The organism is Micromonospora noduli (assembly GCF_003264365.1).
In the GTDB taxonomy this organism is placed as follows: domain Bacteria; phylum Actinomycetota; class Actinomycetes; order Mycobacteriales; family Micromonosporaceae; genus Micromonospora; species Micromonospora noduli.
In genome coordinates this window covers 1-17,828 of sequence record NZ_PYAK01000028.1, presented here as the reverse complement: position 1 = coordinate 17,828, position 17,828 = coordinate 1, and the positions used below count along the sequence as shown (strand labels likewise).

Sequence of the window (17,828 nt, the reverse complement as noted above, 5' to 3'; positions counted from 1 at the left end):
ACCGGCTCGATTCGCTCGCTCATCCGATTTCCAGACCTTTCCGGTCGGGCATGTCAAGAAAGTTCGCTCAGGCTACCCGGAATGTTTCTGCAGCGCTGCAAGCAACCGGGTGGCGAGATCCTTGCGGCAGACCAGGAGGTCGGGCAGCCGCGGATCCGCCTCGTTGTATTTCAGCGCAGAACCGTCGATCCGGGAAGCGTGCAGTCCGGTGGCCGTCGCCACAGCGATCGGGGCCGCCGAGTCCCACTCGTACTGCCCACCTGCGTGGATGTACGCGTCCACCTCGCCGGTGACCACGGCGGCGATTTTCGCTCCGGCCGAGCCCATCGGCACCAGGTGCGCCCCGACGTCCTCGGCCAGATCGGTCAGGAACACCGGCGGCCGGCTCCGGCTCGCGGCCAGGCGAATTTTCCGCTCGCCGGCCGTCGCCGCCTCCACGGTCATCGGCGGGTACGCCGGCGGGTAGTCAGTGCCCAGCACCCGGTGCTGCGCCGGCAACCCCACCGCCCCGGCGACCAGCCCGTGCGGGCTCGGCGCGTTGCGCGCCCAGAGCGCCACGTGCACCGCCCAGTCCGAGCGGCCCTCCTCGGAGAACTCGCGGGTGCCGTCCAACGGGTCGACGATCCACACCCGGTCCGCGTTCAGCCGCGACACCGCTCCGGTGTTCACCTCCGCGGCCCAGGCCAACCGCGACCCCTCGTCCTCCTCGGAGAGCACCGCGTCACCCGGACGCCACTTCGCCAACTCCGTGCGGATCAGGTCGTGCGACACCTTGTCCCCGGCCGACTTCAGCGCGCCGGCGTCGGCGAAACCCATCTCCGTGCGCAGGTCGAGCAGCGCCTGCCCGGCCCGGGACGCCAACCATCGGGCGAACGCGCCATCGATCATCGGAGGACTGCTCATCTGTCCGCTCCCGTCGCCTCGCCGCGCTGCCCACACGGGCCGATCCGCCGCGACTCGCGTCGCCGGTCGCGGCACGCTGAAAGGCGCAGACTACCGGCCCGCCGTTTCCGATTCGGGTACGCCCCGCCCGGCTCAGCCGCCGTGGTAGAGGTTCTGGGTCGGCTCCACGCCCTTGGTGATCACCGACTCCACCATGTCGGCGGCCCGGTCCACCAGGAAATCCAGCTCCTTGCGCTCAGCCGCGCCAAAATCCGACAGCACATAATCCGCCGGATCCTGTCGCCCCGGCGGTCGGCCAACGCCGAACCGCACCCGGGCGTAGTCCTTGGTCCCCAACGACTTCGACATCGAACGCAGGCCGTTGTGCCCGCCCTCGCCGCCGCCGAACTTGACCCGCACCTGGCCGAAGCCGATGTCCAGCTCGTCATGCACCGCGATCACCTGCGCGGTCGGCACCTTGTAGAACTGTGCCAACGCCGCGACCGGCCCGCCGGAGAGGTTCATGTACGTCAGTGGCTTGACCAGCACCAGCTTCGGGCCACCGAACCCCAGCCGCGCCTCGGCCACCTCCGCCACCGCCCGCTTGTGCCGGCCGAAACGCGCACTCACCCGCCCGGCCAGCAGCTCGGCCACCATGAACCCGACGTTGTGCCGGTTGCCGGCGTACTCCCGACCCGGGTTTCCCAGGCCGACCACCAGCCACGGCCCCGTCTCGTCCGTCACGACCCGTCCCTTCCGACGCCCATCCCACCGACTCCCGATATGCCGACAGGCGCCCCCGAACATCCGGGGACGCCTGTCGCACAGTACGAACCGATCAGGCCTCGGTGCGCGCCTCGGTCGTCTCGGCGCCCTCGGCCGGGGCGGCGTCCGCGCCCTCGGAGCCCTCGGTGGTCTCGCCGACCTCGGCCTCGGCCTCGTCGGTGGCAGCCTCGACCTCGGGCAGCGTCGCCTCGAGCTGCTCGGCGGTCGGGGCGGCGGTCACCGACGCGACGGTCAGCTCCGAGTCGACGGCCAGCTCGACGCCGGTCGGCAGCTCGACATCGCCGGCGGTCACCAGGGTGCCCGCCTCCAGGCCCTCGATCGACGCCTCGAGGTGGTCCGGAACCTTGGTGGCGTCCGCGGTCACCGAGAGGGTGTCGTGGTCGTGCACGATCAGGGTGTCCCGGGCGGCCTCGCCGGTCAGCTGGACCGGGACCTCGACGGTGACCTTCTCGCCCCGGCGGACCAGGATCAGGTCGACGTGCTCGAAGGTGTCGCGGATCGGGTCACGCTGGATCGCCTTCGGCAGCGCCAGCACCTGGGTGCCGTCGGCGATGTCGATCGCGAAGAGCTGGTTGGCACCGCCCTTGCGGATCGCGGCGGCGAACTCCCGCGACGGCAGCGCGATGTGCTTGGGCTTCTCGCCGTGGCCGTACAGCACGGCGGGCACCTTGCCGGCCCGGCGGGTACGGCGGGCACCACCCTTGCCGAACTCGGTACGGGGCTCGGCGCTGATCTTTACCTCGGACACGGGGAAACTCCTGATGCTTTTCGCTGCGGCGGCTTGTCGTCTAACGGTGCTGGGGCGAGGGGCTCGCTGGGGCTCATGCGTCATGAACGACTGCCCGGAGCACCGCGTCGATGACGGTGCCTCCGTGCGGCGCTTTTCAGCGGCCCGCCGGGCACCCTCGCCGTGGCAACCGCACCAGTCTACCCGAGCTGTTTCCAGGGTTTCCGGCAGTCCCCGATCACGGCTCAAGACCGGCGCGTCGGTGGTGCTCCCACCAGCGCGCCGGCCCCGTTTCCGCCAGTTTGCCAGCCCCGCCCCCGCCAGCGGGTCGAGTGGCGGAAACGGGGCTCAGGCTCAGCTCAGGCCACCGAAGAGGGTGGTCACCGAGCCGTCGTCGAAGACCTCCCGGATCGCCCGCGCCAGCAGCGGCGCGATCGACAGAACGGTGAGCTTGTCCAGCTGCTTCTCCGGCGGGAGCGGCAGGGTGTTCGTCACCACGATCTCGCTGATCGAGCTGTTCTTCAGCCGCTCGGTGGCCGGGTCGGACAGCAGCGCGTGGGTGGACGCGACCACGATCTCCGCCGCGCCCGACTCCTTGAGGATGTCCGCCGCCTTGGCGATGGTGCCCCCGGTGTCGATCATGTCGTCGACGATCAGGCAGACCCGGCCCTCCACCTCGCCGACGACCCGGTTCGCCACGACCTGGTTCGGCTTCATCGGGTCACGGGTCTTGTGGATGAACGCCAGCGGGCAGCCGCCCAGCCGGTCGGTCCACCGCTCGGCCACCCGCACCCGGCCCGAATCCGGTGCCACCACTGTCATCGGCCGGCCGGCGTACTTGTGCTCGACGTACTCGGCCAGGATGTCCATCGCGAAGAGGTGGTCCACCGGGCCGTCGAAGAAGCCCTGGATCTGCGCGGTGTGCAGGTCGACGGTGAGGATGCGGTTCGCGCCGGCGGTCTTCAGCAGGTCTGCCACAAGGCGGGCCGAGATCGGCTCCCGACCACGGTGCTTCTTGTCCTGGCGGGCGTACGGGTAGAACGGCAGCACCACGGTGATCCGCTTGGCCGACCCCCGCTTCAGCGCGTCCACCATGATCAGGGTCTCCATGACCCAGGTGTTCACCCCGTGCGTGACGGACTGCACCACGAAGGCGTCCGAACCACGTACCGAGTCCTTGAACCGTACGAAGAGCTCACCGTTGGCGAACTCGTACGCGTCGGCCGGCGTCGGCGCGACGCCGAGCACCTCGCCGATCTCCTTGGCCAACTCCGGAAAGCCACGTCCGGAAAAGAGCATCAGGCTTTTGCGGTTTTCGGCGACGATGCTGCCCATGGGCCCGTCTGCTCCCGTTATGTCGGCGGTACCCGACCCGGTGGTGGTGGGTCAGGGACTATTCGGTTGCAGTATCTCCCGCGCCGGATGCGCCGCCCACCGTCTCGGCCGCCCCGTGGATTGCCTCACTGTGGCTTGCGGCACCGGTCGTACCGGACGCACCCTTCGCGTCGCCGGCCGGCTGCGCATCCTTCGCGTCGCGGGCCCGCTGCGCCGCCTCCGCCGCGGCAGTGCCGGCGCGCCGCATGACCACCCAGCCCTCGATGTTGCGCTGGCGCGCCCGGGCGACGCCCATCGCCCCGGCCGGCACGTCGTCGACGATCACCGAGCCAGCCGCCGTGTACGCCCCGTCGCCCACCTCTACCGGTGCCACGAACATGTTGTCCGCACCGGTCCGCGCGTGGCTGCCGATCACCGTGCGGTGCTTGTTGACCCCGTCGTAGTTCACGAAGACCGACGCGGCGCCGATGTTGGTCTGCTCGCCGATCGTCGCGTCGCCGACGTACGTCAGGTGCGGCACCTTCGCGCCGGCGCCGATCTGCGAGTTCTTCACCTCGACGAACGTGCCGACCTTCGCCTTCTCGGCCAACTGGGCGGCCGGCCGCAGGTACGCGTACGGCCCGACGGTCGCGCCCGCGCCCACCTCGGCGCCGACGGCGTGGCTGCGGATCACCGACGCGGCGGGGCCGACGATCGTGTCGATCAGGGTGACGTCCGGCCCGATCAGCGCGCCCGCGCCGACCACCGTGCCGCCGCGCAACTGGGTGTTCTGGTCGACCACCGCGTCCCGGTCCAGCGCGACCGTCACGTCGATCCAGGTGGTGGCGGGGTCGAGCAGGCTCACCCCGGTGCGCATCCACGCCTCGTTGATCCGGTCGCGCAGCAGGCGACGCAGCGTGGCCAGCTCCACCCGGTCGTTGCAGCCCAACGTCTCGACGTGGTCCGCGGCGACGTGCACCGCCACCGGCTCGCCGGCGGAACGGAGCAGACCGAAGACGTCGGTCAGGTACTCCTCGCCCTGGTCGTTGTCGGTGGAGAGCTTGCCCAGCGCCTCGCGCAGCCGCATCGCGTCGAACGCGTAGATGCCGGCGTTGATCTCCCGGATCGCGCGCTGCGTCGTGTCGGCGTCGCGTTCCTCGACGATCTGCTCCAGGCGGCCGTCGGCGTCCCGCACGATCCGCCCGAGGCCGGTCGGGTCGGGCACCTCGGCGGCCAGCACGGTGGCCGCCGCGGCGGCCTCCTCGTGCGCGGTCACCAGCGCGCCCACCGTCTCGGGTCGCAGCAGGGGCACGTCACCGTTGATCACCACGACGGTGCCGGCACCGTCCGGTACGGCCTCCAGCGCGATCCGTACGGCATGCCCGGTGCCGAGCTGCTCGGCCTGGAGCACCGGAGTGGCGTCCGGGGCGACCTCGGACAGGTGCGCCCGCACCTGGTCGGCGCCGTGCCCCACCACGACGACGGTGCGCTCTGCGCCCAACGGGGCGGCGGCGCTCAGCACGTGACCGAGGAGCGTCCGCCCGAGCAGGGGGTGCAGCACCTTGGGCAGTGTCGACTTCATCCGCTTGCCCTCACCGGCGGCAAGTACGACGACGGTACGGAGGTGGGGCTGGGGCACGACGTGGCTCCCGTCGGGACGGCGGACACTCTCGCGGCCATGCTAGCCGCGAGGCCCGGCACGTTCCCCTCTTACCCCCACCGGACCCTAAAACGGACGCAGGTGGGCAGCTCGGCCGCCAGGGTTCGAACCTGAAATACGGGTACCAAAGACCCGGGTGTTGCCAATTACACCACGGCCGATCAGCGACGTGAGCACGTCGCACGAGGGATGGACATCCCGCCGCTACACCTTAGCGCCCCGGCCGACGGATGCCAGCGCTCATCCCGCCGCACGGCGAGCGGTCGATGCCGTCGACCTTCCTGGGGTGGTCGGCGCGCGCCTGGGCCGCCCGCTTCCCGGGTCGGGCAGGCACCCGCCAGCGGACCGGCTGACCTGCGACTTCGAGCAGTTACGCGAAGGCGATTCGAAACTTCCCCGTGCGATCTACGGTGCCGTAAGTTACGGTGACGTAGGCGTAGCTTCGTGATCGTTACCATCCCCCTGCGAGGTCCCATGTCCACTGCTCTGCTCGATTCCAACACCGCCGGACCCGGCCCCAAACCACTCACCGACGGCAGCCAGTCCCCCGGCATACTGGCCGCCCTGTGGGCTTTCGTGGTGATCCCCTTCGTCGCCCTGCTGGTCGCCGTGCCGGTGGCGTGGGGCGGCTGGCTGGGCTGGACCGACGTGATCATCGGCCTGGTCTGGTACGTCGTCTCCGGGCTCGGCATCACCGTCGGCTTCCACCGCTACTTCACGCACGGCTCGTTCAAGGCCAAGCGGTGGCTGCGGGTGACTCTGGCGGTCGCGGGTTCGCTGGCGGTGCAGGGCGAGATCATTCAGTGGGTCGCCGACCACCGGCGCCACCACGCGTTCTCGGACCTGGAGGGCGACCCGCACTCGCCGTGGCGCTTCGGCACCAGCTTCTGGGCGTTGACCCGCGGCCTTTTCCACGCACACGTGGGCTGGCTGTTCCGCCGGGAGCTGTCCAACCGCGGGCGTTTCGCACCGGACCTCATCGCCGACCGGGACATCAGCCGGGTCGATCGACTCTTCCCCGCGCTGGTGGCCGTCTCGCTGCTCGGCCCGGCGCTGATCGGCGGTCTGGTGACCTGGTCCTGGCAGGGCGCGCTGACCGCGTTCTTCTGGGCGGGGCTGGTCCGGATCGGCCTTCTGCACCACGTCACCTGGGCGATCAACTCGGTGTGCCACGTCTACGGTGAGCGTCCGTTCGCGATGCGCCAGGGCGACCGCGCGTCGAACTTCTGGCCGCTGGCGATCCTGTCGTTCGGCGAGAGCTGGCACAACCTGCACCACGCCGACCCGACCAGTGCCCGGCACGGCGTGTTGCGCGGTCAGGTGGACATCTCCGCGCGGGTGATCTGGTTGTTCGAGAAGGTCGGCGCGGCAACGCAGGTGCGCTGGCCAAAGCCCGAGCGCCTCGCCGCCAAGCTGGTGAAGCCGGTCGCACCCCGCTGAAACCGGGCGGTGCCCGAGGATGCCGCCTGGCAGGATGGCCGGATGACCGAGCCATGCGGGGGGACCGGGCGGCTCGGCGGACGGGGGGCCGAGCCCGATCCGGGTACGGTCGAACGGCGCGTCAGGGTGGTCGGACCGCCCGACAGTGAGGCGACGACGTGAACGGGCACAGCGGAGGAACCATTCCACGGCAGGGCGTCACCGAGCGCCAGCGAGGCGGCGACATGCCCGAGGTCAGCGACGACGCGTCGGCAGCTGTCGGCGGCCGACGGGCGTCGCCGACGGCGGCGGCACCGAAAGCCAAAGCTCCCTCCCGGGTCCGCATGTCGGCGGCCCAACGCCGGGAGCAGTTGATCGCGACCGGCCGGCAACTCTTCGCCGAGCGTGGTTTCGACGCCACCTCCATCGAGGAGGTGGCGGCCCGCGCCAAGGTCTCCAAGCCGGTGGTCTACGAGCACTTCGGTGGCAAGGAAGGGCTCTACGCGGTGGTGGTGGACAGGGAGGTCCGGGCCCTGTTGGACCGGATCACCACGGCGTTGACCGCCGGGCACCCGCGGGAGCTGCTGGAACAGGCGGCGCTCGCCCTGCTGACCTACATCGAGGAGGAGACCAGCGGTTTCCGGGTGCTGGTCCGCGAGTCGCCGCTGATGTCCGGGACTGCCACCTTCAGCAGCGTCATGAACGACGTGGCGCACCAGGTCGAGCACATCCTGGGCGCCGAGTACAAGAGCCGCGGGTACGACCCGAAGCTCGCCGAGCTGTACTCGCAGGCGCTGGTCGGCATGGTGGCGTTGACCGGTCGCTGGTGGTTGGAGGTGCGTAAGCCGCGCAAGGAGACGGTGGCGGCGCACCTCGTCAACCTGGCCTGGAACGGGTTGTCGCACCTGGAGGCCAAGCCGACCCTGATCACCGCGCGGCGTAGCTGACCCCGATCAGCGGCGGTGCACGTCGGCCACCGGGTGCTTGCGGTGCTCCAGCTCCGCCTCGGCGGATTCCGGTGGGCCGACCTTGTCGTAGAGGCCGGTGCCGAGCAGGATCAGGCCGAACAGCATCGACACGACCACTGTCGACATCGAGAAGTTGAGGAAGTTCGCGTCGGTCTGCAGCACCGACATCATCAGGATGCTGGTCACCAGGAACACCACGCCCGCGGTGAGGTTCATGTAGTGGCCGAGGTTGGTACGCCGCGAGGCCCCGATGATCAGGACGACCCCGAAGACCACCGAGGCGAGCGAGAAGGCCAGGTTGGTCCGGAGCCCGAGGGCCCAGGTGCTGCTGCGGGCGAAGAGCGGATCCCCGATCGTCTCGGCGACGCCCCAGACGCCGAAGATCAGGATGTAGACGCCGATCAGCCCGGAGAGGACCCGGTAGAGCGGCCGTGCCGGATGGTTGACCGGAAAATGTGGCATGCCCAGACCCCCTGATGTGACCGTTTCAGGGGAATTGTCGCCCAGGGCAGCACTAACTGTCCGCAGAACCCCAAAGCCGAAGGGGTCCGCCGACAGGCTGGACCAGGTCAGGTTTTCGCCGGAGCCCGAGCTGCGCAGGGATCAAGCCTGACCGCCCGGAGCAGTTCGGGCTCCGGCGAAAACCACCGCCGCAACCAACGATCAGAGAACCAGGCGAGCCTTCTGGAACGCCTCCGCCTCATCCTCCGTGCCGACCTTGCCGTACATGCCGACCATGAGCAGCACCAGGGCGGCCGTCATCACCACGATCACGGTGGTGATGCTGAAGTTGAAGATGTTGGCGTCGGTCCGGATGAACGCGAGACCGGCCAGGCTGACCACCATGAGGCTGTACGCCAGCCACTGGTTGATCGCCACGTCGATGTTGCGGCCGAGCGCGGTGCCGACCAGCACGACGATCCCGAGCAGCACGCTGAGCAGCGAGAAGCCGAGGTTGGTGCCCTGACCGAGGACCCGGGTGTCGTCCTGGGCGAGGATCTCGTTGCCGGTGCTCGCGATGATGCCGAGCGCACCGAAGACGACCAGGTACAGACCGGTCAGCCCGCCGATCGCCCGGTAGATCGGCCGCGCGGGGTGGTTGACGGGGGTGTGTGCCATGTCTGTGTCTCCAACGCCGTGGGGTAGGTGTCGCCGACGATTGTCTCGCATGTGGTGGTGTGACGCCGCACACGGGGCCCGGGCCGGCGCGCCCGGACGGTCAGCTCTCGGGCAGGTCCTCGGCGAGGGTCATCCAGCTCTCCTCGATCCGCTCCCGTTCGGCGCGCAGATCCTTGAGCTGGGTGTCCAACTCGGCGACCCGGGCGTAGTCGGTGGCGTCCGCCGCGAGCTGACCGAGCAGCGTGGTCTCGCGCTGGTCGAGCTTGCTGAGCTGCCGCTCCAGCCGGGTCAGCTCCTTGCGGGCCTGACGGACCTCGGCGGCGGACATGCCACCCCCCGAGGCGGCAGCGGGCGCGGAGGTCGAGGTGACGCCCGCCCGAGGAGAGCCGGCCCGCTCCGCGGTCCGCGCCAGGTATTCGTCCACGCCGCCCGGCAGGTGCACCAGCCGACCGTCGCCGAACATCCCGTACGCCGTGTCGGTGACCCGCTCGATCAGGTACCGGTCATGGCTGGCCACGATGATCGTGCCGGGCCACGAGTCGAGCAGGTCCTCCAACGAGGCGAGGGTGTCCGTGTCCAGGTCGTTGGTGGGCTCGTCGAAAAGCAGCACGTTGGGCTCGCCGGCCAGCAGCCGCAGCATCTGCAACCGGCGGCGTTCCCCACCGGAAAGGTCACTGACCGGGGTCCAGAGGCGGCGGTCGTCGAAGCCGAACACCTCGGCGAGCTGCGCGGCGGAGACCTCCCGGTCGCCGAGCTGGACCCGGCGGGCGACCTCCTCCACCGCCTCCAGCACCCGCAGGTGCCCGGGCAGCTCGGTGAGCTCCTGGGAGAGGAACGCGGGCCGCACTGTGGAGCCGGTGCCGAGGCGGCCACCATCGGGGCGGGTGATGCCGGCGAGCATCCGCAGCAGCGTCGTCTTGCCGGCGCCGTTGGCACCGAGGATGGCGATCCGGTCGCCGGGGCCGACCAGCCAGGTGACGTCGCGAAGGATCTCCTTCGGGCCGGCGTGCAGCTCGACGTTCTCCAGGTCGTACACCTGCTTGCCCAGCCGGGAGGTGGCCATGCGCTGCAACGACATGGTGTCGCGGGCCGGCGGCACGTCAGCGATCAACGCGTTCGCGGCGTCGATGCGGAACTGCGGCTTGGAGGTCCGCGCCGGCGGGCCGCGGCGCAGCCAGGCGATCTCCTTGCGGAGCAGGTTCTGCCGGCGGGCCTCGGTGGCGGCGGCGACCCGCTCGCGCTCGGCGCGGGCGAGGGTCCAGGCGGCGAAGCCACCCTCGTAGGCGCGGACGGTCTGGTCGGCGACCTCCCAGGTGTTGGTGCAGACCGCGTCCAGGAACCACCGGTCGTGGGTGACCACGACCAGGGCGCCCTTGCGGCCGACCAGGTGCCGGGCCAGCCAGTCGACCCCGCCGACATCCAGGTGGTTGGTGGGCTCGTCGAGGATGAGCAGGTCGGAGTCGCGCACGAGCAGCGCGGCGAGCGCCACCCGGCGGCGTTCGCCACCGGACATCGGGCCGACCGGCTGGTCGAGGCCGAGGTGCGGCATGCCGAGGCCGTCGAGGATGGCCCGCACCCCGGAGTCGCCGGCCCACTCGTGCTCAGCCCCCATGCCCTCGGCGAGCCAGGCGGTGCCGAGCACCACGTCCCGGACGGTGGCCTCGGGGGCGAGGGTGAGCTGCTGCGGCAGCCAGAGCACACGCAGGTCACGGCGGTGGGTCACCCGACCGTCGTCGGGGTCCTCCTGCTTGGTGAGCAGCCGCAGCAGGGTGGACTTGCCGGCGCCGTTGAGGCCGACCACGCCGATCCGGTCGGCGTCGTCCAGGCCGAGCGAGACGTCCGTGAGCAGCCGCCCGGCGGCGCCGTACCCCTTGGACACCCGGTCCAGATTGACGATGTTCGCCACGTTCCACCCTTCATGATCAAGGCGTCCCGATGCCGGCGGGCACCTGGACGCCTGTCTCAAGGGTACGCGGAAGCCCTGAACGCTCGCGCCGCGCGCCAGCAGCTCCGGTGGAACGCTTCGTCAGCCGACGCGGGCGCCGGCTACCGGACCGTGCGCGACCCGCGCCTCCCGGCAGACGCCCGCGGCGGTCAGCTCTGCGGCGATCCGCTCCGCGTCGGCCGCGTTGGCGGCGAGAAACACGCAGGTCGGGCCGGAGCCGGAGACGATCCCGGTGAGCGCGCCGGCCGCCTCGCCGGCCTTCAGGGTGTCGGCCAGCGCTGGGCGCATGGCCAGCGCGGCGTCCTGGAGGTCGTTGCCGAGCGTACGGGCGAGCACCCGGGGGTCACGCTGGCGCAGCGCGCCCAGCAGCGCGTCGGTGCTGCCCAGCGGGGCACCGGCGGCACCGGAGTCGCGGAGCCGGTCCAGCTCCCGGTACGCGGTCGGGGTGGAGAGGCCGACGTCGGCGATCGCCACCACCCAGTGCCAGGAGGTGGGGCGGGCCAGCACCGGGCTGATCGCCTCACCCCGGCCGGTGCCCAGCGCGGTGCCACCGTAGATCAGGAAAGGCACGTCGGAGCCGAGGTCGGCGGCGATGCCGGCCAACTCGTCGCGGGACAGCCCGGTGCCCCAGAGCGCGTCGCAGGCCACCAGCGCGGCGGCCGCGTCGGCGCTGCCGCCGGCCAACCCACCGGCGAGCGGGATCTGCTTGCGCAGGTGCAGTCGGGCGTGCGGCAGAACCCCCGCGTACCCGGCGAGGGCGTGCGCGGCGCGGATCACCAGGTTGGTGTCGTCCAGGGCCAGCTCGCCGGTGCCCTCACCCTCCATGGTCAGGGCGAGGGTGTCGCCCCGGCGGGCCGTCAGCTCGTCGTAGATCGAGATGGCGTGGTAGACCGTGTTCAGCTCGTGGTAGCCGTCCCGCCGCAGCGGGCCCACCCCGAGATGCAGGTTGATCTTCGCCGGCACCCGCACCCGCACCGGGCCGATGGCCCCGCGTCGCTCGTCGTCGTCCGGTCGCCAGGCCTCGGTCACGGGGTGATGTCCCGCAGGTGCAGGCGGATGTCGAACGGCTTGGCCACGATCAGCTCCTCGGCGGAGTCAGCGGCCAGTTCGTACCGGCCGCCGACCAGGTCGTACGCGTACACGTGCACCGGATTCTGCTCGATCCGCCAGTAGTGCCGGATACCGGCGTCGGCGTAGTCGGCCGGCTTCTCCAGCCGGTCCCGACGACGGGTGCCGGGCGAGACAACTTCGACGGCGAGCACAACCTGATCAGCCTCGAAGTAGTGGTGGTCGGCCGCCACCGGACGTTTCAGTAGGACGACGTCGGGTTCGAGAGTGTTCCGATAGTTGATCGCCACCCCGACCGCGGTGGCCGGCGTCAACTCGTCCGGAGCGTGCTGCCGCAGCCACATCCACAACAGGTTGCCGATGTTCTGATGACCAAGGGTCGGGGAAGGGACCACGACGAGGACTCCGTCACGTAGCTCGACGCGGGGGGCGTCGTCGGGCAGGGCCAGCACGTCCTCGATGGTGTGGTTGGCCAGCCGCTGCCGGACGGGATCCGGACTCCACATCCCGTGGGCGGCGGGCTCGATCGGCTGCGCGGTCACTCGTACACCTCCTCGGCGGGCACGGCGTCAGCCTACTTCCCGGCCGGCGTACCGGCCGGAGCCGACGCGGCGATGGCGGCGAACTGCTCGACGGTCAGTGACTCCCCGCGGGCACCGGGGTCGACGCCCGCGGCGGTGAGCGCCGCGGCGGCCCGGTCCGCCCCACCGGCCCAGCCGGCCAACGCGGCGCGCAGCGTCTTGCGCCGCTGCGCGAACGCCGCGTCCACCACGGCGAAGACCCGCTCCCGGGGTACGTCGGTTCGGGGCGGCTCGTGGCAGGTGAAGGAGACCAGGCCGGAGTCGACGTTGGGCACCGGCCAGAACACGTTCGGCGGCACCTTGCCGGCGCCCCGGGCCTGGGCGTACCAGGCGAGCTTCACCGACGGGATGCCGTACACCTTGGAGCCGGGACCGGCGACGAGCCGGTCGGCGACCTCCTTCTGCACCATCACCAGGCCGTGTCGCAGGGTGGGCAGCACGGCGAGCAGGTGCAGCACCACCGGCACGGCGACGTTGTAGGGCAGGTTCGCCACCAGCGCCGTCGGTGCCGGGTCGGCCAGCTCGGCGGCGGCGATGCGCAGCGCGTCCGCGCGGTGCACGGTGAGCCGGGCGGCGTCGGCCCCGGCGTGCCCCGCGACGGTCTCCGGTAGCGCCCCGGCGAGCACCGGGTCGATCTCCACGGCGTGCACGTGCCCGGCGACCGGCAGCAGCCCCAGGGTCAGCGAGCCGAGCCCGGGCCCCACCTCCAGGGCCACGTCGTCGGGGGTGAGGCCGGCGGCGGTCACGATCCGGCGCACTGTGTTCGGGTCGTGAACGAAGTTCTGGCCCAGCTTCTTGGTGGGCGCGACGCCCAGCCGGGCGGCGAGTTCCCGGATCTCCGCCGGGCCGAGCAGACCGGTCATGGCTGGCAGCGTAGCGACGGGGTCGGTGCCGACCGTCGGGCCGGGCTCACCACGGGCCGAAGGCCCGGTCGCCGGTGGCGGAGATGGCCGCGCACAGCTCGTCCAGGTCACTGCCGGTGGTCGCGGCGAGCGCGCGGACGGTGAGCGGGATCAGGTACGACGCGTTCGGTCGGCCGCGGTACGGCATCGGGGTGAGGTACGGGGCGTCGGTCTCCACCAGCATCTGCTCCATCGGGGTGAGCGCGGCGGCCTCGCGCAGCGCCGTCGCGCTGCTGAAGGTGACGGTGCCTGCGAAGCTCAGCAGGTAGCCGCGGCGGACGCACTCGCGGGCGAAGTCGGCGTCGCCGGAGAAGCAGTGCAGCACCACCCGGTCGGGAGCGCCCTCGTCGTCGAGGATCCGCAGCACGTCGGCGTGCGCGTCGCGGTCGTGGATGACCAGCGTCTTGTCGTACCGCTTGGCGATGGCGATGTGCGCCCGGAAACTCTGCTCCTGCGCGGCACGCCCCTCGTCGCCGGTCCGGAAGAAGTCCATTCCGGTCTCGCCGATCCCCCGGACCCGGTCGCGGGCGGCGAGTGCCTCGATCTCCCGCAACGCCTCGTCGAGGTCGCTCAGCCGGGGCGCCTCGTTGGGGTGCAGCGCCACGGTGGCCAGCACGGCGGGGTACCGGTCGGCGGTGTCCGCGCCCCACCGGGAGGAGGCGACGTCCACGCCCACCTGGACCAGGCGGTCCACGCCGACCTTCGTGGCCAACGCGATGGCCACGGCAACCGGATCGTCGGCCGGCCCGCCGCCGGGTACACCGGCCTCGCTGACCGTGATGTCCAGGTGGGTGTGGCTGTCCAGCACCGCCCGGGGCAACGACTCGGGGGCGGGCGGAAACTCTCCGGCCCGCCGGGCGGCACGCTCGCGGCGGGATTCAGTGGGCTCGCTCATCAGCGACAGCATCACACACCGGGCCTGTCCATCTGCCCGCCACCCGACGTTCACCCCGACTACGCCGCGCGACTCTACGGTCGCTCACGAGCGGACGCGACAGCGTGCGAACCTCATCCCACCGAGCAGCGAGGCGACGGCATGAGCGTCACTCCCCAGGCCGGTGGCAGCGCCGGTGAACGGACCGGACTGCACGTGGCGTTCGGCGGCGGCGTGTACCCGGCCGAGGAGATCGCCCGAGGCGCCGCGTACGAGTTGTTCAGCGCCGACGAGGTGGCCGGCTTCGAGTGGGCACCCCGCCCGGGTAGCGCCCTGCCGTGGCACCGGTTCGTGCACGTCACCGAGGTGACCGCGGTGCACGGGGCGACGGAGCCGGCCGACGAGCCGGAGACGCCGCTGCTGATCCCCGCTCACCGCGAGCGGGGCTGGGCCTACCTGCACCAGCTCAGCCAGCAGCCGGCTGCGGCGGGCGACCCGATGCTGACGGAGGCGCGCGCGTCGGCGGTGGTCCGGCGGGGCACCCGGATGATGAAGGTGCTCTCGGCCCAGCAGCTCGCCGGCTACGTACGGGGTTGGCTGCCGCACGGCTTCTGCTATCGCGAGCACGACGTGGCGCACCTGCGTACGCCCGCGACGACGACGGTGCTGCGTACCGATGGCGAAGCCGGCCGGGACGGCCCGGACGTGGCGTACGCGCTGCGTTGGCGCGCGTCCGACCCGGGCGACTACGACGTGCCGGTGGGCCCGGCACACCGCGGCCTGACCGCGCTGGCCTCCCGGGACCGGCTCGGCGCCCCGGTGCTCGGCACCGGCTTCGTGCCCAGCAACGGTCAGCTCATCCCCGAGTTCATCACCCGGGACTTCGCCGACCTGCCGATGCCGGCGAACGCCGCCCTCATCGCGTACCCGGCGGAGGGGGTGGAGGTGGTGCTGTACACCTACCAGGCCGAGCAGCGCGGGTGGCTGCGGATGGTGGGCCCGCAGTGGCGGCACCTGCTGGCCGCGGTGCCGGGCCTCTCCCCAGACCAGGAGTACGTGCCGAACGCCGACGCCCCCCGCTCCACCCAGCTGGTCGGCATGTACGGCGACAGCGAGTACGAGGCGGTCGCCGACCTACCCGGTGGGTTCCGGGTGCTGGCGATGACCCGCGCGGCCCGTTACCCGGTGGACACGGTGGCCCGCCGGGTCCGGTTCGCCCAGTGGCGCGGGGTGCCGTGCCTGGTACTGCGGGAGGAGGCCGGCTGGCTGCGGGTGCGCCTGCGCTATCCGAACCCGGACACCGTGGTCACGACCGGCGCGCAGTGTCAGGAACGTGGCATCTACGAGGCCTGGGCGCCGGGCGCCGAGGTGACCGACGACCAGGTGATGGACGCCCGGTACGCGATGTGACGGCGCGCGGCGGCAGGGCACCCCGCCACCGCGCGCGTCGTGCGTTCAGTCGGCGAGCCGGGCCAGTTCCTCGTCGACGATCGACGGGTCGAGCTTGCGGAACACCGGCTTCGGCGCGGCCAGCGGGCGACCCGCCTCGATCGACACCGACTCCCAGCGCGCGCCGACGGTGTAGTCCCCGGTGAGCACCGGGTACGCCGGGCCGCCGTCCAGGTCGTCGACCTGCTCGATCACCGGCATCGGCGCGTGCACGCCGGTGCCCCCGAGCAGCTCGTGCACCTGCTGCGCGGAGTGCGGCAGGAACGGGGTGAGCAGCGTGTTGGCATCGCTGATCACCTGAAGGGCGACGTGCAGGATGGTGCCCATCCGGGGCTTGTCCGCCTCGTCCTTGAGCTTCCAGGGCGCCTGCTCGGAGAGGTACCTGTTGGCCTCGGCGACCACCTTCATGGCCTCACCGATCGCCTGCTTCTGCCGGTGCCGGCCGATCAGGTCGCCGACAGTGGTGAACCCGGTCCGGGCGACAGCGAGCAGCGCCTGGTCGGCCTCGGTGAGCCCGGCCGGGTCGACCGGCGGGATCGCCCCGAAGTTCTTAGCGGCCATCGAGACGCACCGGTTGACCAGGTTTCCCCAACCGGCGACCAGCTCGTCGTTGTTGCGGCGCAGGAACTCGGCCCAGGTGAAGTCGGTGTCGTTGCTCTCCGGGCCGGCGGCGGCGATGAAGTAGCGCAGCGCGTCGGCGTCGTAGCGCTCCAGGAAGTCGCGAACGTAGATGACCACCTTGCGGGACGAGGAGAACTTGCGCCCCTCCATGGTCAGGTACTCGCTCGACACCACCTCGGTAGGCAGGTTGAGCCGACCCAGCTCGCCCGGCTCACCGTCGCGGGAGCCCTCGCCGGAGTAGCCCGAGAGCAGCGCCGGCCAGATCACCGAGTGGAAGACGATGTTGTCCTTGCCCATGAAGTAGTAGGACTGGGCGTCCTTGCCCGCGCCGTCGGCGGACCAGTACTTCCGCCACGCGTCCGGGTCGCCGGAGCGACGGGCCCATTCGATCGAGGCGGACAGGTAGCCGATCACGGCGTCGAACCACACGTAGATCCGCTTGTCCGGCCGGTCGCGCCAGTCGTCGAGCGGGATCGGTACGCCCCACTCCAGGTCACGGGTGATCGCCCGGGGCTGGAGGTCGTCGAGCAGGTTGCGGGAGAACCGCAGCACGTTGGGCCGCCACCCCTCGCGGGTGTCCAGCCACTGCCGCAGCACCTCGGCCAGGGCCGGCAGGTCCAGGAAGAAGTGCTCGGTCTCGACGAACTTCGGAGTCTCTCCGTTGATCCGCGACTTCGGGTTGATCAGGTCGATCGGGTCGAGCTGGTTGCCGCAGTTGTCGCACTGGTCACCGCGGGCGCTGTCGTACCCGCAGATCGGGCAGGTGCCCTCGATGTAGCGGTCGGGCAGGGTGCGCCCGGTGGACGGGGAGATCGCACCCATGGTGGTCTTCGGCACGATGTAGCCGTTGCGGTACATCCCCTCGAACAACTCCTGCACCACCGCGTAGTGGTTGCGGGTGGTGGTGCGGGTGAACAGGTCGTAGGAGAGACCGAGGCCGTGCAGGTCCTCGACGATCACCTTGTTGTACCGGTCGGCCAGCTCGCGCGGGGTCACCCCGTCGGCGTCGGCCTGCACCTGGATCGGGGTGCCGTGCTCGTCGGTGCCGGAGACCATGAGCACGTCGTGGCCGGCCATCCGCATGTACCGGGCGAAGACGTCGGAGGGAACGCCAAAACCGGAGACGTGGCCGATGTGGCGGGGGCCGTTGGCGTACGGCCAGGCCACTGCCGCGAGAACGTGACTCATGAGCAGTGAGCCTAGTGACCCGTCCGGGGCGTTCGCGAACCAATGGGGGGTGCCGGACCGGCGGACCGGGCCGACCACCTCGCCCGTTGGTCCGATTTGTCGTCGACACGCGGCTCACCTGCCCGTTTCACCTCCTGGCCCGGTGTGCAATGAACATCGTGACGGGCAGAGGAGCGGCACGGGACCACGAGGACCGTCCCACCGGGCCGGCGGTCGGCGACGACCCGGGGCCCGAGCCCGCCGCGTCCCGGGTCGCCGGGGTCGCGCCGCAGCCCCGGCTCGAGCCCAGCGCCGACCCGGGTGCGCAGCGGCCCACCCCGGCGGG

At 71.3% G+C, this 17,828-nt stretch carries 16 protein-coding genes and 1 tRNA gene; 3 read left to right on the top strand and 14 right to left on the bottom strand.

All coding sequences use genetic code 11. The features are described from left to right. Positions 1-72 precede the first annotated feature (72 nt). The 6 genes from GUI43_RS20665 to GUI43_RS20640 all read right to left on the bottom strand — a co-directional run bounded on the left by GUI43_RS20665 (position 73) and on the right by GUI43_RS20640 (position 5,530). Entirely contained in the window at positions 73-903 is an 831-nt protein-coding gene (locus GUI43_RS20665) for a 3'(2'),5'-bisphosphate nucleotidase CysQ (RefSeq protein WP_091394622.1), read from the bottom strand. A 132-nt stretch (positions 904-1,035) separates the two neighbouring features. Then, positions 1,036-1,626, bottom strand: a complete 591-nt coding sequence (gene pth / locus GUI43_RS20660) for an aminoacyl-tRNA hydrolase (protein WP_112605888.1) — start codon at positions 1,624-1,626, stop codon at positions 1,036-1,038. Positions 1,627-1,720: 94 nt separating this feature from the next. After that, positions 1,721-2,416, bottom strand: coding sequence for a 50S ribosomal protein L25/general stress protein Ctc (locus tag GUI43_RS20655; RefSeq protein WP_112581637.1), 696 nt, complete (start codon positions 2,414-2,416; stop codon positions 1,721-1,723). A gap of 333 nt (positions 2,417-2,749) precedes the next feature. Beyond that, positions 2,750-3,730: a ribose-phosphate diphosphokinase gene (locus tag GUI43_RS20650; RefSeq protein ID WP_091394633.1), complete on the bottom strand. Its 981-nt coding sequence runs from the start codon at positions 3,728-3,730 to the stop codon at positions 2,750-2,752. Positions 3,731-3,788: 58 nt separating this feature from the next. After that, entirely contained in the window at positions 3,789-5,348 is a 1,560-nt protein-coding gene (glmU, locus tag GUI43_RS20645; protein ID WP_112581638.1) for a bifunctional UDP-N-acetylglucosamine diphosphorylase/glucosamine-1-phosphate N-acetyltransferase GlmU, read from the bottom strand. Between the two features lie 110 nt (positions 5,349-5,458). Further along, a tRNA-Gln gene (locus tag GUI43_RS20640) sits at positions 5,459-5,530 on the bottom strand. 313 nt (positions 5,531-5,843) lie between these two features. On the opposite strand from GUI43_RS20640, the gene GUI43_RS20635 reads away from it, so the two are divergent. Both GUI43_RS20635 and GUI43_RS20630 read left to right on the top strand, forming a co-directional pair. After that, entirely contained in the window at positions 5,844-6,809 is a 966-nt protein-coding gene (locus GUI43_RS20635; protein WP_112699558.1) for an acyl-CoA desaturase, read from the top strand. A gap of 224 nt (positions 6,810-7,033) precedes the next feature. Continuing rightward, positions 7,034-7,735, top strand: coding sequence for a TetR/AcrR family transcriptional regulator (locus GUI43_RS20630; RefSeq protein WP_112581640.1), 702 nt, complete (start codon positions 7,034-7,036; stop codon positions 7,733-7,735). A 6-nt stretch (positions 7,736-7,741) separates the two neighbouring features. Here GUI43_RS20630 and GUI43_RS20625 read toward each other — a convergent pair whose 3' ends face one another. From GUI43_RS20625 to GUI43_RS20595, 7 genes are all read right to left on the bottom strand, one after another. Next, the gene (locus GUI43_RS20625; RefSeq protein ID WP_112581641.1) at positions 7,742-8,218 is read right to left on the bottom strand and encodes a DUF4383 domain-containing protein; all 477 of its coding nucleotides are present in this window, start codon (positions 8,216-8,218) and stop codon (positions 7,742-7,744) included. 201 nt (positions 8,219-8,419) lie between these two features. Next, positions 8,420-8,875: a DUF4383 domain-containing protein gene (locus GUI43_RS20620; RefSeq protein ID WP_112581642.1), complete on the bottom strand. Its 456-nt coding sequence runs from the start codon at positions 8,873-8,875 to the stop codon at positions 8,420-8,422. Positions 8,876-8,975: 100 nt separating this feature from the next. Next, positions 8,976-10,781 carry an ABC-F family ATP-binding cassette domain-containing protein gene (locus tag GUI43_RS20615; protein ID WP_112581643.1) on the bottom strand — a complete coding sequence of 602 codons (1,806 nt, stop codon included), beginning with the start codon at positions 10,779-10,781 and terminating at the stop codon, positions 8,976-8,978. A 120-nt stretch (positions 10,782-10,901) separates the two neighbouring features. Further along, positions 10,902-11,849 carry a 4-(cytidine 5'-diphospho)-2-C-methyl-D-erythritol kinase gene (locus GUI43_RS20610; protein ID WP_112581644.1) on the bottom strand — a complete coding sequence of 316 codons (948 nt, stop codon included), beginning with the start codon at positions 11,847-11,849 and terminating at the stop codon, positions 10,902-10,904. Beyond that, positions 11,846-12,430 (bottom strand): Uma2 family endonuclease, encoded by a 585-nt coding sequence (locus tag GUI43_RS20605; RefSeq protein WP_225855386.1) that lies wholly within the window; start codon positions 12,428-12,430, stop codon positions 11,846-11,848. The genes GUI43_RS20610 and GUI43_RS20605 overlap by 4 nt, the downstream gene beginning before the upstream one ends. A 32-nt stretch (positions 12,431-12,462) precedes the next feature. Then, a complete protein-coding gene (gene rsmA / locus GUI43_RS20600) occupies positions 12,463-13,332 on the bottom strand; it encodes a 16S rRNA (adenine(1518)-N(6)/adenine(1519)-N(6))-dimethyltransferase RsmA (protein ID WP_112581645.1) in 870 nt (289 codons plus the stop codon). 46 nt (positions 13,333-13,378) lie between these two features. Then, positions 13,379-14,278, bottom strand: coding sequence for a TatD family hydrolase (locus GUI43_RS20595; RefSeq protein WP_112699557.1), 900 nt, complete (start codon positions 14,276-14,278; stop codon positions 13,379-13,381). A gap of 129 nt (positions 14,279-14,407) precedes the next feature. Here GUI43_RS20595 and GUI43_RS20590 point away from each other — a divergent pair, with 129 nt between their 5' ends. Next, the gene (locus tag GUI43_RS20590; RefSeq protein WP_112699556.1) at positions 14,408-15,655 is read left to right on the top strand and encodes a hypothetical protein; all 1,248 of its coding nucleotides are present in this window, start codon (positions 14,408-14,410) and stop codon (positions 15,653-15,655) included. Between the two features lie 45 nt (positions 15,656-15,700). On the opposite strand, the gene metG is transcribed toward GUI43_RS20590, so the two are convergent. Next, a complete protein-coding gene (gene metG, locus GUI43_RS20585; protein ID WP_112699571.1) occupies positions 15,701-17,503 on the bottom strand; it encodes a methionine--tRNA ligase in 1,803 nt (600 codons plus the stop codon). Positions 17,504-17,828: the final 325 nt, after the last annotated feature.

Bases quoted from the DNA above. Each gene is read 5' to 3' on its own strand.
- GUI43_RS20630 (WP_112581640.1), top strand. From the start codon at position 7,034: ATGCCCGAGGTCAGCGACGACGCGTCGGCAGCTGTCGGCGGCCGACGG.
- GUI43_RS20650 (WP_091394633.1), bottom strand. From the start codon at position 3,730: ATGGGCAGCATCGTCGCCGAAAACCGCAAAAGCCTGATGCTCTTTTCC.
- rsmA (WP_112581645.1), bottom strand. From the start codon at position 13,332: ATGACCGGTCTGCTCGGCCCGGCGGAGATCCGGGAACTCGCCGCCCGG.
- metG (WP_112699571.1), bottom strand. From the start codon at position 17,503: ATGAGTCACGTTCTCGCGGCAGTGGCCTGGCCGTACGCCAACGGCCCC.
- GUI43_RS20665 (WP_091394622.1), bottom strand. From the start codon at position 903: ATGAGCAGTCCTCCGATGATCGATGGCGCGTTCGCCCGATGGTTGGCG.
- GUI43_RS20635 (WP_112699558.1), top strand. From the start codon at position 5,844: ATGTCCACTGCTCTGCTCGATTCCAACACCGCCGGACCCGGCCCCAAA.
- GUI43_RS20620 (WP_112581642.1), bottom strand. From the start codon at position 8,875: ATGGCACACACCCCCGTCAACCACCCCGCGCGGCCGATCTACCGGGCG.
- GUI43_RS20590 (WP_112699556.1), top strand. From the start codon at position 14,408: ATGAGCGTCACTCCCCAGGCCGGTGGCAGCGCCGGTGAACGGACCGGA.
- GUI43_RS20595 (WP_112699557.1), bottom strand. From the start codon at position 14,278: ATGCTGTCGCTGATGAGCGAGCCCACTGAATCCCGCCGCGAGCGTGCC.
- GUI43_RS20625 (WP_112581641.1), bottom strand. From the start codon at position 8,218: ATGCCACATTTTCCGGTCAACCATCCGGCACGGCCGCTCTACCGGGTC.